Below are 1,223 nucleotides of genomic sequence, written 5' to 3'. Positions count from 1 at the left end.
TTGATGATTTACGAACCGCCGTATACGAGACCCGTACGTACGGTGGTGTGAGAGGCGCACTCCGACTATTTTAGTCGGAGCCGTCTACTCGATTGCCCACTGGCTTTATTTCAGTTCTATTATTAATTCCTCTATTATTTCTTTATAACCTTCTCTTAAACTGAAATTATCTTTAGTCCAATGATTTTCGGGATATTCATAATTTATTATTTGTCTTAAATAATCTTTTTTAGCGTGTCCTAACTGACTTGATATTAATGCAATAAAATATCCAGCTTGACTTTCGTCATCTGCTTCGTTCGTTTTAACAAATTCTTTTTTGAATTGCTCTCTCGTTAAGACTTTCATTTTTAACAAAGCTGGAAGTAAAACAGTTTTTATTCTGTTTGAAGAATAGTTTGCTTTAATAAAATACGATTTTAGAAGTTCTTTCAGTTTTGGTATTTCATATTCTCCAGGTTCGTCAGACATTGCAATTTTAAACTTCTTTTTATTAGATTTTTCTTTCGCAACTTCTTCTGGAATGGTTACTGTTCTCGATAAAATTTCTGCACCATTTGAAGTTCTAACATAATTTAAAATAATTGCATTTATTGCCATATCAAAATTGGTAGATAAATATTCAATCATTCTACTTAAAGGTTCTTCTATTGCAAAACCAACAAGTAATAATCTTTGTGATTGATTTATAGTTATTTCGTCAATTTTTATTTCGTCAAAATGTGCTGAAAGTTGGTCTTCTAAATTATTTCCTGTAAAAGCAATGCAGATTTCACTTAATTTTTCAATGTCCCAAGTTGCCAAGTCAGATGCATAGTCAATTGCTTGAGCTAAAACAAGTCTTGCAAGTTTTTCTCTTTTTAATTCAACGATTACAAGATTTCCATTATTGTCAATTCCTAAAAAGTCAAGTGGACCAGATTTTGTATAAACCTGTTCTCCAATAATAAGAATATCATTTCCGAGAATATCAGGTTTTGTTTTTATCCATTGTTCTAAATGTTCAGATTCTTTTCTGCCGTTTTCGGCAAGTGTGGAACTTATCGGATTTAATTTTCCTTCTATAATTTCCCAAGTTTTTATTTCAGTAGACATTTGTTTTGGTTTAGTTCGGTTTTAGCTTGTGGGCAACGTTTTATATATGGTTTGTTGCATTTTTGAAGCACTAAATTAAGTAAATAAAAACGGAATAGAAAATCCCCTAAGGATTTTCGTAAGTAGGT

1 protein-coding gene is annotated in these 1,223 nt (G+C 31.3%); it reads right to left on the bottom strand.

Going from position 1 to position 1,223, the window contains the following annotated elements; all coding sequences use genetic code 11:
* Nucleotides 1-105: 105 nt before the first annotated feature.
* A complete protein-coding gene (locus DPIF8902391_RS10450) occupies nucleotides 106-1,095 on the bottom strand; it encodes an endonuclease NucS domain-containing protein (RefSeq protein ID WP_101917605.1) in 990 nt (329 codons plus the stop codon).
* Nucleotides 1,096-1,223: the final 128 nt, after the last annotated feature.

It is taken from the genome of Tenacibaculum finnmarkense genomovar ulcerans, from assembly GCF_900239495.1.
In the GTDB taxonomy this organism is placed as follows: Bacteria; Bacteroidota; Bacteroidia; order Flavobacteriales; family Flavobacteriaceae; genus Polaribacter; species Polaribacter ulcerans.
Note: the sequence above shows the minus strand (reverse complement) of the source record. Positions and strands in the feature narration are given on the sequence as shown.

Excerpts from the sequence above, each read along its gene's own strand:
- DPIF8902391_RS10450 (WP_101917605.1), bottom strand. The coding sequence starts at position 1,095 with ATGTCTACTGAAATAAAAACTTGGGAAATTATAGAAGGAAAATTAAAT.